General features: G+C 48.5%; 16 protein-coding genes. 15 read left to right on the top strand and 1 reads right to left on the bottom strand.

What is annotated here, in order from left to right; translation table 11 throughout:
- The first annotated feature begins 10 nt into the window (after window positions 1–10).
- From ACH9UM_RS09610 to ACH9UM_RS09570, 9 genes are all read left to right on the top strand, one after another.
- Complete coding sequence (locus ACH9UM_RS09610; protein ID WP_025577937.1) at window positions 11–256, top strand: DUF4315 family protein; 246 nt, start codon at window positions 11–13, stop codon at window positions 254–256.
- Complete coding sequence (locus tag ACH9UM_RS09605; protein WP_055158513.1) at window positions 246–1,358, top strand: DUF4366 domain-containing protein; 1,113 nt, start codon at window positions 246–248, stop codon at window positions 1,356–1,358. Before ACH9UM_RS09610 ends, ACH9UM_RS09605 begins: the two co-directional genes overlap by 11 nt.
- 39 nt (window positions 1,359–1,397) lie before the next feature.
- Window positions 1,398–6,308, top strand: coding sequence for a class B sortase (gene srtB / locus ACH9UM_RS09600; RefSeq protein ID WP_067536897.1), 4,911 nt, complete (start codon window positions 1,398–1,400; stop codon window positions 6,306–6,308).
- 62 nt (window positions 6,309–6,370) lie between these two features.
- The gene (locus tag ACH9UM_RS09595; protein WP_015542949.1) at window positions 6,371–6,853 is read left to right on the top strand and encodes a hypothetical protein; all 483 of its coding nucleotides are present in this window, start codon (window positions 6,371–6,373) and stop codon (window positions 6,851–6,853) included.
- Between the two features lie 181 nt (window positions 6,854–7,034).
- Window positions 7,035–7,652 (top strand): DUF6088 family protein, encoded by a 618-nt coding sequence (locus tag ACH9UM_RS09590; protein ID WP_368303067.1) that lies wholly within the window; start codon window positions 7,035–7,037, stop codon window positions 7,650–7,652.
- Window positions 7,649–8,647 (top strand): nucleotidyl transferase AbiEii/AbiGii toxin family protein, encoded by a 999-nt coding sequence (locus ACH9UM_RS09585; RefSeq protein WP_173758232.1) that lies wholly within the window; start codon window positions 7,649–7,651, stop codon window positions 8,645–8,647. Before ACH9UM_RS09590 ends, ACH9UM_RS09585 begins: the two co-directional genes overlap by 4 nt.
- A gap of 83 nt (window positions 8,648–8,730) precedes the next feature.
- A complete protein-coding gene (locus ACH9UM_RS09580; RefSeq protein WP_129900169.1) occupies window positions 8,731–9,048 on the top strand; it encodes a hypothetical protein in 318 nt (105 codons plus the stop codon).
- Window positions 9,044–9,811 carry an FAD-dependent thymidylate synthase gene (locus ACH9UM_RS09575; protein ID WP_400092436.1) on the top strand — a complete coding sequence of 256 codons (768 nt, stop codon included), beginning with the start codon at window positions 9,044–9,046 and terminating at the stop codon, window positions 9,809–9,811. Before ACH9UM_RS09580 ends, ACH9UM_RS09575 begins: the two co-directional genes overlap by 5 nt.
- Window positions 9,808–10,221 carry a dUTP diphosphatase gene (locus ACH9UM_RS09570; RefSeq protein ID WP_208065804.1) on the top strand — a complete coding sequence of 138 codons (414 nt, stop codon included), beginning with the start codon at window positions 9,808–9,810 and terminating at the stop codon, window positions 10,219–10,221. Before ACH9UM_RS09575 ends, ACH9UM_RS09570 begins: the two co-directional genes overlap by 4 nt.
- 119 nt (window positions 10,222–10,340) lie before the next feature.
- Here ACH9UM_RS09570 and ACH9UM_RS09565 read toward each other — a convergent pair whose 3' ends face one another.
- The gene (locus ACH9UM_RS09565; protein ID WP_005361112.1) at window positions 10,341–10,655 is read right to left on the bottom strand and encodes a helix-turn-helix domain-containing protein; all 315 of its coding nucleotides are present in this window, start codon (window positions 10,653–10,655) and stop codon (window positions 10,341–10,343) included.
- Window positions 10,656–10,804: 149 nt separating this feature from the next.
- Between ACH9UM_RS09565 and ACH9UM_RS09560 the strand changes: the two genes are divergently transcribed.
- The 6 genes from ACH9UM_RS09560 to ACH9UM_RS09535 all read left to right on the top strand — a co-directional run bounded on the left by ACH9UM_RS09560 (window position 10,805) and on the right by ACH9UM_RS09535 (window position 15,157).
- A complete protein-coding gene (locus ACH9UM_RS09560; protein ID WP_129900172.1) occupies window positions 10,805–11,314 on the top strand; it encodes an SLOG family protein in 510 nt (169 codons plus the stop codon).
- 65 nt (window positions 11,315–11,379) lie between these two features.
- Window positions 11,380–11,505 (top strand): DUF3789 domain-containing protein, encoded by a 126-nt coding sequence (locus ACH9UM_RS09555; RefSeq protein WP_074038089.1) that lies wholly within the window; start codon window positions 11,380–11,382, stop codon window positions 11,503–11,505.
- Window positions 11,506–11,508: 3 nt separating this feature from the next.
- Window positions 11,509–13,617, top strand: coding sequence for a DNA topoisomerase 3 (locus tag ACH9UM_RS09550; protein WP_129900175.1), 2,109 nt, complete (start codon window positions 11,509–11,511; stop codon window positions 13,615–13,617).
- Window positions 13,614–13,997 carry a hypothetical protein gene (locus ACH9UM_RS09545; protein ID WP_213048255.1) on the top strand — a complete coding sequence of 128 codons (384 nt, stop codon included), beginning with the start codon at window positions 13,614–13,616 and terminating at the stop codon, window positions 13,995–13,997. The genes ACH9UM_RS09550 and ACH9UM_RS09545 overlap by 4 nt, the downstream gene beginning before the upstream one ends.
- A gap of 5 nt (window positions 13,998–14,002) precedes the next feature.
- Window positions 14,003–14,371, top strand: a complete 369-nt coding sequence (locus tag ACH9UM_RS09540) for a cysteine-rich VLP protein (protein ID WP_195490893.1) — start codon at window positions 14,003–14,005, stop codon at window positions 14,369–14,371.
- 153 nt (window positions 14,372–14,524) lie between these two features.
- A complete protein-coding gene (locus ACH9UM_RS09535; RefSeq protein ID WP_400091180.1) occupies window positions 14,525–15,157 on the top strand; it encodes a hypothetical protein in 633 nt (210 codons plus the stop codon).
- Window positions 15,158–15,163: the final 6 nt, after the last annotated feature.

Raw genomic sequence — 15,163 nt, 5'->3', positions numbered from 1 at the left:
AGGTAATAAATTGAATCCTAAAATTGAAAAACTGGAAAAGGAAATTGAAAAGACCAAAACAAAGATTGCGGAAATGCAGGCAAAGCTCCATAAGCTGGAGGAACAGAAAACAGAACTGGAAAATACCGATTATGTGGCGGTGGCGCGCAGTTTCAAACTGACGCCCCAGCAGCTTGCGGATTTTTTGAAATCACAGCAGGCAGCCCCTTCGGAAACTGTTTTACCGCAGGAGAAGGAGGATGTGCATGAGGCTTAAAAAACTTTCCCTGCTGCTGGCGCTTACGCTTCTTGTAAGTGTCAGCGCATTACCTGTAACGGCTCATGCCGGCGGTTCCAAAGACACCACACCGCCAACGCTGACTGCTTCCCTGGAGGGCGATGCCCTGAAAATAGAAAGCAGTGACGATCTATCCGGCGTGGAGGCGGTCTTTGTTGATGAAAACCGTATCAACTCCCTCACCGATGGGAAAGCGTCGGTTGCACTAAAAGATTATGCAGGAACAGAAAAACAGGTAAGCATATACGCAAAAGATTATGCCGGCAACCGTTCTGATGTGGTAAAGCTGGATAATCCGTATTACAAAGAACCGGCTCCTGAAAAGAAACCTGCTGCGGCAGCACCCCAGAGTCCGTCCGGTACACAGACAAAACCGCCTAAGGAAGAAAAACCTTCCGGCTCAAACGCTGCAACCCCTTCCGGTGGCGGAAATTCTTCCGGTTCAGATAACAGTACCGGACAGCAGGAAAATACTTCTGCGATCCCGGAAGGTGCATTTACCCCGGAAGGCACCGGAACGGTACAGGACAACATCAGCGGTACGGATGGGGAAAAACAGTTTTACACCATCACTACGGACGCGGGCAATGTCTTTTATCTGGTGATCGACGGGAAACGGGAAGATAACAATGTCTACTTCTTAAACGGCGTCACAGAGTCCGACCTGATGGCGCTTGCAGAAAAGAACAATGGCAGCATGAGCATGATTCCCCAGGAAGAAAGCTGCAACTGCACCGAAAAATGTGAGGCAGGAAAAGTCAATACCGGCTGTCCGGTCTGCAAAAATGACTTGAGTGGCTGCAAAGGAAAAGAAAAGCCGACGGAAACCGAAAAACCGGCTGAACCGGAAAAGCCGAAGAAAGAGACCGGCAGTGTCGGCACGATCCTGTTTATCCTTGCTGCCTTACTTGCGGTCGGCGGGATCGGTTACTATGTAAAAATCGTGCGTCCGAAACAGCAGGCCGAGGACGATGCGGAATTTGAGGATGACGGTTATGGAGAAGGCTTTGACCCGGATGAGGCATACGGGGAACCGGAATATCTTTCCGAGGATGATTTTGACGACAAGGACAGCAAATAAGGCTGTCCTTTTAGATTTTATGAAAGTGAGGATTTTTTCATGGAACATATCATAACCAGGCGCCGCGGCTTTCGCAAGCTGTTGGCGTTTTTGCTTTGTATGGCAAGCATTTTGGGGCTTCTTCCGGCTCAGGCTTTTGCCATGTCTGTCGGACAAACGGCAAGCTCCTGGCTGGGCGACCAGTATGTGGGCTCTGATGGAAACCACTACCGCGCCCCGGCACCTTACACCTATCTTGCCTACCATGCAGACGGAACCATCGACGTACACACCAGTTCCGGGGGCAATGCTTACCGGCACTATATGCTGACGGATTCTGACGGGATCAGCCATCAGGTTTACTGTGTGGAGAGCGGGATTCCTTACCATACTTCGGAAAACACCTATGTTTCAGAAAGCGGGACCAACAGCCAATACCTGAACCTGCTTCCTGCCGAGGCAAGGAGGGGGATCACCCTGACTGCGATCTATGGCTGGAAACCCGGTGCGACGCTCCCTGTTTCCGGGATCAACGAGGATGACTATAAGATGGCAACCCAGATCATCCTTTGGGAATACCAGCAGCAGCTTAGAAGCGATCCGTACAACCGCCACGGAAACGGCCACGCAGATGGTGACCAGTATTTCAGCGTGATCGCCGGACGACCGGCTGAAAAAGCCTATGACTGGATTCTGGCACAGGTCGCTTCCCATTCCACAGTCCCTTCCTTTACTTCTTCTAAGAAAAGCGAAGCACCGGAACTGGAACTGAAATGGGATGTAGAAAAAAAGGTCTATACCCTGACGGTCACAGATACCAACAACTTGAAGATCGACCTGGAGGCTTTGAAAGGCAGCGGCGTTTCTGTGACAAGAAACGGAAATGAATACACCTTTACCAGCAGGCAGATGATGATGGACCCGGTGCTGTTTGAATTCCGAAAGAATATCCCGGTGGCAAATGACATGCTGATCTGGGGCAGACCAGGCTACCAGACCATGATGACCGGCGCCAGCGATCCGGTTTCCTTCTTTGTAAAGATCAAAACGGAAACTTACGGTACTGCAAAACTTGTCAAGACCAGTGAGGACGGCATTGTTTCCGGTATCACCTTCCATATTTCCGGTACGGACATTTTGGGAAATGAAGTCAATGAGGAAGTCACGACCGGAGAAAACGGCCAGATTGAAAAGAAGCTCCTGCCGGGAACCTATCTGGTAAAAGAGCTGCCGGTGGACCGCTATGTGACCCCTTCCGCACAGTACGTGACCATTGAAAGCGGGCAAACTTCTTCGGTACATTTCAGCAATATCCTGAAGAAGTTCCGCGTCCATGTGGTAAAGAGCGACGCTGATACCGGAAATGCCCAGGGGGACGCCACGCTTGCAGGGGCGACCTATGGGATCTTCCGTGATGGCGAACTGATCGACACTTATACTACCGGGCCGGATGGCAGCTTTATGACTCGCTATTATGTGTGCGGGGATAACTGGACGATCCGGGAGATCGAACCGAGCACCGGGTATCTTCTGAATGAAACCGTTTATGAAGTGGGTGCATCCCCTTCCCTGTATGAAGTGGAACTCAATACCACAGAAAATCAGGTGACGGAAACGGTTATTTACGGAAATATCCAGCTTGTCAAGCACACCGATGACCTGGACCCGGATGTGCCTGAGGGCGAAAATACCGACGATCCCAATGCCGGTATCATCGAACGCCCGGAAGCAGGCGCAGTCTTTGAAATTTACTTAAAGGCAGCCGGAAGCTATGACGCGGCAAAGGAAAGTGAACGCGACCTTCTTACCACGGATGCGGATGGTTTTGCTTCCAGTAAACCGCTTCCGTATGGGCATTATACGGTCCATCAAATCGCAGGCGAGGAAGGCAAAGCCTTTGTCCCGGACTTTACGGTATTCATTTCCTCTGACGGAAAGACTTACAGCTATATCCTGAACAACCGCACCATCACAGCCCGTCTGAAAGTTGAAAAATGTGACGCAGAGACCGGAAAGATTATCCCTGTGACCGGAACCGGTTTTCAGATCAAGGATCTTTCCACCGGGGAATTTATCACCCAGACCGTCTACTATCCGAACCCGGAAACACTGAATACCTTCTATGTTTCTGACGAGGGCTGGCTGATGCTGCCGGAGCCTTTGGCCGCCGGGGATTATGAACTTTATGAGGTAGCTGCTCCTTACGGCTATGTGCTTTCCGACCAGCCGGTACCGTTTACCATTGACGGCAGCGAGGCGGTTGTGACGGTCACGCAGTACAATATGCCGCAGAAAGGCCAGCTTACCATCACAAAGACCGGAGAAGTATTTGCTTCTGTCCAGGAAAACGACGGACTGTACCAACCGGTATATGAGGTTGCCGGACTTCCTGGAGCGGTCTATGATGTGATCGCAGATGAAGATATTTATACCGGTGACGGTACCTTGCGGGCAGAAAAAGATACGGTTGTGGAAACACTTACGACCGGCGAGGACGGCACAGCGAAAAGCGGGTCTCTCTATCTTGGCCGTTATCGTCTGGAGGAACGTCAGGCGCCTTCCGGCTGTGTGTTGAATCCTCAACCGGAATATGTGGAACTGACCTATGCAGGTGAGACCATAGAGGTTACACAGACAGCGGCCGGTCTTTATGACGAACGCCAGAAAGTGGATGTCACACTTTTCAAGGCAATGGAGACCGATGACCTGTTCGGTCTTGGCATGAACGAGGAATATAAGGATATTTCCTTTGGACTTTATGCTTCCGCAGACCTGACGGCGGCAGATGGCAGCGTAATCCCGGCAGGTGGACTTCTGGAAGTGGTCTCTGTTTCGTCTGAGGAATCCGGCGGTTACAGCGCTTCCTTCGCTTCCGACCTGCCTTTTGGCAGCTATTATGTCAAGGAACGCACAACCAACGGCGCCTATATCCTTTCGGATCAGGAATATCCGGTTGTCTTTGAGTATGCTGGTCAGGAAACCGCCCTGGTACAGATCCTTGTCAATGAAGGCGAGGCTGTTTCCAATGAACTTCTCCGTGGGCGTGTAGACGGTGTAAAAGTCGGGGAAAACCCGGAAGGCGGCGAGGATGTCACGCTTGCCGGTGCGCTCATGGGTCTGTTTAGACCTGATACCGAAGAATTTACTGAAGAAAATGCGCTGCTTACTGCTATTACCGGAAAAGACGGCAGTTTTTCCTTTGAGAACATTCCTTACGGACACTGGATCGTCAAGGAGATCTCTGCCCCTGACCTTTATACGGTAAGCCCGCAGCAGCACCATGTATATATCGGTGCAGACGGACAGCATATCGAGATCCGTGTGGAAAACACCCTGATCCGCGGCAGTGTGCAGGTAACTAAAACCGAAGCTGTGGAGGAACCGTCCCCTGTGGAAAAGGAGGATAAGAAAGACAAGAATTCTTTCCTGCGCTTCCTGCCCGGTGCAGTGTTCGACCTGTATGCGGATTCCAACGCCAACCAGGAATATGATCCTGACGATCAAAAGATCGGTACGCTGAAAGAAACCGATGCAGGCTATCATACGGCGGAAAACCTTCTGGCTGGCGGCTACTTTATCAAAGAAAGCAAAGCGCCGGAGGGCTATCAGCCTGACTCAAACGCTTACTATTTTTCCATCACAGAAGATGGACAGGTCGCAGTTGTGGAAAATGGAGAAGCCGGGCACGGGTTTACCAATGAGGCTTACCGCGGCAACTTAAAGATCACAAAGGATTCCAGCGACGGGCGCAAAGATGGTTTTGCCATCGAGGTCAAGAGCGCGGACGGCTCCTACTGCGAGACATTCACCACTCCAAAATCCGGCGTGATTGAAGTTAAGGGCCTTCGTGTCGGTATTTATACCGTAACAGAAGTTGCAAACCGGGCAAGCAAGGATTACATCATTCCTGATGCCGCTACGGTGGAGATCAAGGCAGATCAGACATCTACAGTCCAGTTCTTTAATGAAAAACCGGAAAAGCCGGATAACCCAAAGAACCCGGAAAAGCCTTCTGTTCCCTCCAATCCTTCCACCCCTCAAAAGCCGGTACCGCAGACCGGGGATGATCCGTATATTTTCCTGTATGGCGGACTGCTGGCAGCCGTACTGATCGGTGGCAGCGTATTTGCTGTGTATTATTTCAAAAAGGGAAAATACAGCAGGACTTCCCCGAAAAGAACGGCTGTCGGGGTTTCTGTCCTTTCACTCTGCGTTCTGGTGGCTCTTGGCAGCGGTTTTTTGGTGTTCCGTGACTTGAACCAGTATGCTGAGAGTAAAGATGCCTATCGAGATCTTGCCGGATATGTGGAAGTACCGGAGCAGACAGCTTCCCCGGAGTCGGCACCCGATCCGACAGAACCAAAACGGGACGATGCCGATATTGTCCTGCCTTCGGTAGACTTTGAAACGCTCCGTGAAAATGGACCGGACATCATCGGATGGCTTTCTCTTCCTGATACGGTGCTCAATTATCCGGTGACGCATACCGACAACAACGAGTATTACCTGAACCATCTTTATGACGGGACCTATAACAAGGTTGGCTGCCTGTTTGCCGACTATGAAAACCGGGCAGATTTTTCAGACCGCAATACGATCATTTACGGTCATAATATGCGGGATGGTTCCATGTTTGCCTTGCTGAACCGGTACGATGAACAAAGTTACTTTGATACTCACAGGCAGATGTATCTCGTTACTCCGAAGGGGGGTTATGTCATGGAGATCTTTACGGCATTTGCAGCAAAACCGGAAGAATCCGGCAGTAAAACTTCTCCCTGGCAGCTTTCCTGGAAGGATGACGGTGCTTATACTACCTGGCTTACAGCTATGAAGGAACGTTCTGCGGTGGAAAGTGATGTGACTGTGACCTGCAGCGATAAGGTACTGACCCTTTCTACCTGTACGCCGGGCGGCACAGGACGCTTTCTTGTCATGGGAAAACTCGTGAAAGTAGATAACGAAATATAGATTTTAGACGGTGCGGGGGCAAAAGCTCCCGCACCTGCTGTTTACAAGGAGGATTTTATTTTATGGTAAATACCATGATTTCCATTCCCGGCTATGTCCATCTTTACCGCTCGCTTTTGCGGTTTTACGACATGCCGGAAAATGAAGTCCGGGAAATGCTCTATCTTCTGAATACGGCAAACCTGGACTGCTATGAGTATTATCACCCGGACCGCAGTGTGATCCAGAGCGGACCGGTCGCTTTTTGCGGATGGCTGGAAACGAAAGACTGCCGCCCTTACCGCACAGAGGTACAGCTTTACAAATCGCTGCTGTTTTTGAAGCGCAGCATTGACCGTGACCTGATCGTATCAGCTCAAAGGGAGGCTCTGCAAACCCTGCGCTGTATTATCTCCAATCTGGAATACCGCTTTTATAAAGCCTATGGCATGGAGATCGAGGACAAACGCACGGTCTATGGGGAATGTACCTACCGTCTGGTTCCCAGGGAGGATGAACCCAGCGTGTGCCTGATGCACGACTGGATCTACCTGCCAACTGCCTGATGTCACGAATAATATATAAAATATGTGACATATATGAAAACTGTACTGCCTTGCAAAATTTTTGATTTTTGATGTATAAATCAGATTTTTAATGGGAACACTCAAAATAAGAGGAATAGGACCTATTGCAATCATGTCACGAATAATATATAATATTCGTGACATGAAGGGAGGCGGTATTGTGGACAACGGATATACAAAACGAATACGAGAGCGTGTTCTTTCTCTTGAAGATGGAACTGTTTTTGTGATGTCTGATTTTGCGGATATTGCAGATACATCCACTATTCGTCAAAGTTTAAGTCGTTTAGTGCAATCAGGAACATTGCGCCGTATTTTGAAAGGAGTTTATGAAAAACCAAAATATAGCAAACTTCTGGATGAATATGTGGCGGCAGACCCGGAAGCGGTGGCGAACGCATTGGCGCGAAGTTATCACTGGACGATTGCCCCATGTGGGAATACAGCATTGAACCTGTTAGGTCTTTCAACACAGGTAACAGCAGTATGGTCCTATATCAGCGATGGTCCATATAAGACCTACGAGTGGAACTCTACAAAGCTGGAATTTAAGCACCGGACCAATAAGGAGATTACCGGATTGTCCTATATGACAAGTTTGGTTATACAGGCATTAAAAACGCTTGGCAAATCGAATGTTACGCCAGAAGTCATACAGATGCTTTCCGAAAAACTGACAGACAAGGATAAACAGGCTTGTTTGAAGGAAGCAACAGAGTCTACGGATTGGGTTTACGATACGATACGGCAGATTTGTGGAGGTGAAAAGGTACAATGAGAAATATAGCAAGGCTTTCAGATAACGACCGCAGGGAGCTGTTCAGAAATACAGCAGATAAAATGGGACTGAATGATGCCATCGTGGAAAAAGACTTTTGGGTATGTTTTACGCTGGATTATTTATTTCACCGCTCACCATGGAAAGAGTCCATCACCTTTAAGGGCGGTACCAGCCTTTCAAAAGCCTTTCACCTGATCAGCCGGTTTTCAGAAGATATTGATTTGATTCTGGACTGGCGTGTATTGGGATATGGCAAAGATGAACCATGGGAGAAACGTTCCAATACAAAACAGGATGCTTTTAACAAAGAAGCCAATGCGCGTGCGGAGGTATTTCTGTCCGAAACATTCTGCCCGGCAGTCAAATCCGGCTTATCTCAGGAAATCGGTTGTGAAGCAAATGTCTACATAGATGAAAAGGATAAACAGACGGTCATTTTCGCCTATCCGCACCTTTTTACAAATACGGCGACCTTACAGGTGATCCGTTTAGAGATTGGTGCGCTGGCAGCGTGGACTCCTGCAAAAACAGCGCAGATCGAACCATACGCGGCAAAATATTATCCGAAGATTTTTGAGCAAAAAGAAACTGCAATCCTTACCGTTGCCCCGGAACGGACCTTCTGGGAAAAAGCCACAATCCTGCACCATGAAGCGAACAGACCGGAACATTTGGAAATGCCGCAGCGGTATTCCAGACATTATTATGATCTCTACCGCATGGCTGCAACACCGGTCAAAGAAGCTGCTTTTTCCAGGCTGGATCTCCTGAAGAAAGTTGTAGATTTCAAAATGAAATTCTATCCCAGGGCATGGGCGAAGTACCCGGAGGCTGTGCCGGGCACATTAAAATTACTCCCGCCGGAATATCGGTTTGCAGCATTGGAAGCGGACTATAACTCTATGCAGGATATGTTGTATGGGGATGTTCCGACATTTGAGACAGTCATAGCAGCGGTCCGGGAACTGGAAAAAGAGATCAATACACTATAAACAATTACATATCCATTTATTTGCCGGCTATTCTAAGATGCTTTAGAATAGCCGGTTTCTTGTTTTCAAAGGAGGGATGCTATATTACGCAAAATGAAGTCAATGCCGTTTTTGACGAACAGGTACGGCTTTGCGCTGATACCTTGAAACGGAAAACCAAAGAATACACCGGGGATGACCCAGACCGGCTGGGTGCATTTAAGGCAGCGGCAGCTTTACAGCATACAACGCCCCAGCGTGCCCTTGCCGGTATGCTGGCAAAGCATATTGTTTCTCTGTACGATATGTGCTTTGACGAGGAAGCGGTTTACCCGATGGACACATGGAATGAAAAGATCACAGACAGTCTTAACTATCTGTTCTTACTGAAAGCGATTGTAAAGGAGGGACATACCAATTAAACGAATCGAAGTAAAAATTTTGAACTGCCAGGCGGTGGCGGAAGCAGAAAAAAACATGGTCTTTGCGGCAAGGCTTACCCAGCAGGGACATAAGATTGCCTCAATGGATGACCTGATGGAGCTCTACGAAAAATCATTCAGCGTTCAGACAGTAGCAGCTATGGGGGCGCTTCCCCATCCTACCATCCAGAAATTTGCGGTGATCACGGTAGCCATTGTCGGCGCCAGCAGGCGTTTTCTGGCGCAGATTACCCGCCACCAGAACGAAGTAAAATTTATGAGTGCATCGCTGCAGTACAGCAACTATACGGGACAGGCGGATTTCGCTGTCCCGTATTCTATTATGACGGCTCCGGCAGTGGTACGGGAATTGTACTTAAAAAGCTGTAATGAAAGCATGAAATGTTATGAAGCCCTGTGCACTGCCGGAAGCGGGCACGATGCGGCCGGCTATGCCACGCCCCAGGGATTACGGAATGTACTGCTCATCAGCGCCACCCCTTATCAGTGGAAACATATCATCAGCCAGCGGGTATGCCGGAGAAATACAGATGAAACAAGGATCGTGCTGCTAAAGGTCTGGAAAGAACTTTATGACCTAAGCCCTGCTTTGTTTGCCCCGTCACTGACCGGGCCTTTTTGTCAGATGGATCGATGTCTGGAGGGTAAAATGACCTGCGGACGAAAACTGCAGGCAGATATGACGCCAGAGGATATTTTAGCAAAAGACTATCCTGCTCTTTGGGAAGGAGGCTGCCGATGAAAATAAAACTGATCGACTTTGGCGTACCGGAGCACCAGCGTCCTTACCGTCCGCATGGCAATGATGCCGGAGCGGATGTTTATCTACCCTATGACTGTACCTTACAGCCCGGAGAAGTCGCCAAAATTCCTCTTGGTTTTGGACTGGAAATACCGGATGGATATGCGGGATATATCTTTCCCCGTACCAGCATGGCGGTAAAAGGTCTGGTCTGTGAACTGCCGCCTGTGGATTCCGGTTACCGTGGAGAGATCCATGCGATCATCAGCAATGTAAGCAATCAGGCGCAGTCTCTTTTTAAGGGAGCCCGTATCGGCCAACTTGTGATCACGCCGATCGTCATTGCGGATTTTGTAACAGATCTGGGAACAGAACGGGGAACCGGCAGTTTTGGCAGTACCGGCGAATAGAAAAAGGCTGTTTGGGGAACAGTTTTTGAATACTTATCGGTATAGGGAGCGGACATTTCGAGAACATTATAAACTATAATAAAGAAGGTCACGAAAAAAGCGGCCGTTACCATGACCGCTTACTTTCTGCTATTGAGTTCTTTCATAATACCGAGGATATACTGCATGGATTGAGGATCAAGCTGTCTTGCCTCTGCAATGAATTCCTTCAAGGTTTCCGGATAAGTATTTCCTTCGTCAAAGAATTCCTGCGGTGTCACACCCAGATATTCGCAGATGTAGAAAAAAGACTGCATAGCGGGAAGTGACTTTTTATTCTCAATATTATTGATGTAGTTGTTTGCCTGACCTAACGATAAAGACATATCGCGTGCGGAAACTCCTTTTTGTGTCCGCAGCTTCGCTAATCGTTCCGGGACAAAATCTTCATACATCGCCTTCACCTCCCATTCTGTAATAGATTGTACCTTACACCCCTTTATTATCCGCAAAGGGAAAAAGGGTATTATCGTTGACTTGCTAAATAAAATCTATTACTATATGAAAAGTGAAGAATTTTACCTATCAGATGGAGGGATGACCGATGAAAGGAAAGACTTGCTGTGTTACCGGACACAGGGATTTACCGCAGAATGAGATCAACAAAGTAAAAGCCGCTTTGGAACATGAGATCGATGCAGCCGTTACGGATGGATTCACTTGTTTTATGAGTGGCTTTGCAGATGGCGCAGACCAGTATTTTGCAGAGCTGGTGTTGGAAAGAAAGCAGACCAATCCGGCGCTGGAGCTGATCGCAGTGATCCCTTACCGCAAACGTCTGGACAGCCTGAATAAGAAAACAAGAACCCGTGAACTGCTGGAGGCTTGTGCGGATGTTGTTGTCATACAGGAAAAATATCTCCCAAGCGTCTACTCCCACAGAAACCGCTATATGGTAGAGCACTCCGACCGAGTGATCGCTATATATGACGGACGGGAAACCGGCGGTACGGCAAAGACGATCCGCTTCACCCACCGGATGAAAAAGGAACTGCGGGAAATCCCGGTTGGAGAGATCGTCCTGCCGGATCACTTGAAACCAAAAACAAAATAGATACCTGTTGATGCGCTCACTTTGAAGTGGGCGTTTTTCTTTACCCATTTTTAGGAGGAATGCTTATGTGGAACCTGATTTCACATTTCCTTACCTTTGCCGGAGGAATGGCTTCCGGCGTTATGCTGATGTGTCTTATACAAACCGGAAAACTTGCGGATAAAGAATTTGAAACTATGAAGGAGGAATAAAAATTGAAACTTGTGATTGCAGAAAAGCCCTCTGTTGCTATGTCACTGGCAGCAGTATTAGGCGCAACGGAAAGAAAAGACGGTTATCTCGAAGGTTCCGGCTATCTGGTGAGCTGGTGCGTGGGACATCTTTTGGAACTGGCACAGCCGGAGGCTTACAAAGAACAGTACGCCAAATGGCGGTATGAGGATCTTCCAATCCTACCGGAAAACTGGAAATATGAAGTTCCAAAGGATAAGAAAACGCAGCTTGCCCTTTTGTGCCGGCTGATGAAGGACAAACGTGTTGATTCCGTGGTATGCGCTACGGACGCCGGGCGTGAAGGAGAACTGATCTTCCGTCTGGTCTATGAATATGCCGGATGTAATAAGCCTATGGAACGCCTTTGGATTTCCAGTATGGAGGATGCGGCGATCCGGGAGGGCTTTGACCGTCTCCGTCCCGGCAGTGATTACGATAAGCTCTATGATGCGGCAGTATGCCGGGCAGGAGCCGACTGGCTGATCGGGATCAATGCCACCCGGCTTTTTTCAGTCCTGTATGGTGTCACACTAAATGTCGGCCGTGTTATGTCACCGACGCTGGCACTTTTGGTACAGCGTGAGTCGGATATTGAATCCTTCATCAGCAAGCCTTTTTATGTGCCGGAAATCACCTGCGGAGGTTTTACTGCTTCCGGCGAAAAAATGACGGAACGATCCGAGGCTGAAAAAATCCGTATGGATTGTGACCACAACTCCGCTTTTGTGCGTTCTGTGGAAAAGCAGGTAAAAACCATACAGCCTCCCCGCCTTTATGACCTTACAACTCTGCAAAGGGAATGTAACCGTATTTATGGCTATACGGCTCAACAGACTCTTGATTATGTGCAATCTCTCTATGAAAAGAAGCTGGCAACCTATCCGAGAACGGACAGCCAGTATTTGACGAAGGACATGCAGGCAACCGCCGCTTCCCTGATCCTATGGCTGCGTGACAATATGCCCTTTGGAAAAGGCTGCGCCGGAGAGCCGGACATTGACCGGGTAACAGACGACAGCAAAGTGACCGACCACCATGCTATCATCCCAACTGTTGAAATTGCACGAACAGACTTGACCGAGCTTCCTTCCGGGGAGCGGGATGTGCTTACCCTGCTTGCCGTCAGGCTGCTTTGTGCCACAACGCAGGCACACCGGTTTGAAACGGTCACCGCTATGCTGGACTGTCAGAGACATACTTTTACGGCAAAAGGAAAGACCATCTTACAGTCCGGCTGGAAAGAGGTGGAACGGATTCACCGTATGAGTATCAGGCAAAGTGAAACGGAACATAGAGAAAACGAAGATGCCGCTCTCCCTGTGCTGAAGGAAGGACAGACTTTTGAAACTGTGTCAGCAAGTCTCCGTGAAGGGAAAACTTCACCGCCAAAACACTATACGGAGGACACGCTGCTGTCCGCTATGGAAAATGCCGGTGCGGAAGATATGCCGGACGATGCCGAGCGTAAAGGATTGGGTACTCCGGCTACCCGTGCGGCAACACTGGAAAAGCTGGTTTCTGCCGGATTTGTACAGAGAAAGAAAAAGCAGCTCATTCCGACGGAAAAAGGAAGGAACCTGATTGCAGTCCTGCCGGACAATATCAAATCTCCCATCTTAACTGCAGAATGGGAATCCATGCTGAAACAAGTGGAACATGGCGAACTGTCGGCAACATCTTTTATGGATCAGATTGCAGATATGAGCCGGACGCTGGTAAAAGAACATACTGCCCCGGAGGAACGTTTTGCGGATCTGTTTCCTTCTTCCAAAGGAACTGTGCATGAAGCCGTAGGGGTATGTCCTCGCTGCGGCGCCCCGGTATATGAAGGAAAGAAAGGTTTTTTCTGCGACAACAGGGAATGTTCTTTTGCTCTTTGGAAAGATAACCGTTTCTTTTCCAGCAAGAAAAAATCCATCACAAAGTCTGTGGCAGCGGCTCTTTTGAAAGAGGGCCGTATTTCTATGTCCGGGCTTTACAGTGAAAAAACAGGAAAGACCTATGATGCGGAAGTGATCCTGGATGATACCGGCGGTAAATATGTGAATTTCAAGCTGGAATTTCCCGTAAAGAAAGGCAGGCGTAAATGAGTGATCGAAAAACCTTTGAATATGGCGGTTATCACTTCACGCCCATACGAAAATTTCACAAAAAAGAAGGTGACTTTTTCGCCATATCGAAACGACTGGCAAGTGACCCCAACTTAGGGATGTGTACCTATCAGGAGCGGCAAAAGGTGCCCTATGATTACAAGGGGTTTTATGCCATCTCAACCGACAAAGAATGTGATGTTTTCCGGTGCGAAGAAAATGGCTTATTGTATGTGCCTGGAAAAAACGAACTTTTTATTTACCATGAACCGAAACAGAAAAAGCGGAACTCTATCGCCGATGCCCTTTCACAGCCCAGGAATGTTACTGACACAACTGGAATTTCCAGTGGCCGGCAAAGCAGTGCCCCGGAAAGGTAGGCGTTATGGCAGAGAGAGAATTGAACCGCTCGGAACGGGCTGCGATCCGAAAGCTGGTTACAGAGCTGTGCGCCAACTATGACTCTCAGGATAAGATCTGCCTTCCTTTGGACAGCTCTTGCTATATGCTGAATAAATGGTGGACCGGCGCTTATTGCAGGTACTTTGAAAAAGCGGTGCTGCCGGTGGATGCAGCACTGGAATCAGCCATTACCGGCGAGGACACCTCCATGAGACAGAAAATATGCCCTGTGTGTGGAAAGGCGTATCTTCCTACGACCAGTCAGGCATATTGTTCTGATGCCTGCCGGATCTATGCAAGACGGAAATCCGAGCGGGAACGCAAACGTAGGAAGCGGCAAAACCAACCATGATATGTCCGCAATTTAGCCTTAAAAGTCCTTGATTTTCAAGGGTTTTTTGCACCTGTTTTTAAGGGAGCTATATAAGAATACTCCGGTGCTTTGAAATGAGGTTAAGTTGCGGACAAAACATATATTTTAACAAAAACGATAGGAGGCGATTTTTTGAATATCAACACGATTACCGCAGAGGATCTTCGTCGTATGACCGATAAGGAAGGACTGATTTTACAGGGCTGTGGCGGGGATCTGACAGAATGGGTGGATGGGATCAATGAAATGCTGACAAATGCAGGCATATTGAAAGATGGCAGTCAGTTTGAGAATGTGGCCACTTTTCAGCACGGCGAACTGACCTGTCTGCTTTACCCGTTTGATGATGTGAAACTGGATATAGGAAAACTTGCCCTGTGGCGTTTACAGACTCATGAAGTCTATGGTGGCACATGGCTGTCGGACTTTGTGCCGAATTATTTAGGCGGATTTATAGAAACACCGGGAGCGTTGGCAGATAAACCGGATTGTCCACTGATCGGAGCAGATGGGAACATTTTTAATCTGCTGGGTATTGCTTCTCGTACTTTGCGGGAGCATGGTCTGAAAGAACAGGCAAAAGAAATGTCTGATCGGGTATTTGCTTCCGGCAGTTATGGAGAAGCGCTCTGTATCATTGGCGAATATGTCAACATCACAGATTCCGAACCGGAGCATAAGAATTCTCTCCGTCAGCAGCTAAAAGCAACAAAACCGGCAGACCCGGTAAAAAAGCAACAAACTTCCAAACAGCAGGAACGATAAGGAGGG

Origin of the sequence: Mediterraneibacter torques (assembly GCF_044591705.1) — a bacterium.
Classification (GTDB): domain Bacteria; phylum Bacillota; class Clostridia; order Lachnospirales; family Lachnospiraceae; genus Mediterraneibacter; species Mediterraneibacter torques.
Note: the sequence above shows the minus strand (reverse complement) of the source record. Positions and strands in the feature narration are given on the sequence as shown.